A 217-nucleotide genomic window follows, 5' to 3' on the forward strand; every position below is an offset into this window, starting at 1 on the left:
ACAATCGTCGGGGTCGGGCAGAATCGCGCCGCCACCCAGGGCCAGATCCGACAGAGCGAGGTCGTGGTTAGTAACGATAATGTCGGCGTTTTGCAGCTGCTCCCGGGCCTTGAAGAAACTGCACTGGGAAATATTCGGACAGCGTCGCCCGGTGCACTGGGCGTGGTCCGTCGTTACTCCCCACCAGACTTCCTCAGCAATGGTATCCGGCCAATTG

At 59.9% G+C, this 217-nt stretch carries 1 pseudogene; it reads right to left on the reverse strand.

Annotated elements, in window-relative coordinates:
- Positions 1 to 217: pseudogene (locus A3709_RS23900) on the reverse strand (ATP-dependent DNA helicase DinG); the annotation flags it as partial.

Source organism: Halioglobus sp. HI00S01 (assembly GCF_001635445.1).
Classification (GTDB): domain Bacteria; phylum Pseudomonadota; class Gammaproteobacteria; order Pseudomonadales; family Halieaceae; genus Halioglobus; species Halioglobus japonicus.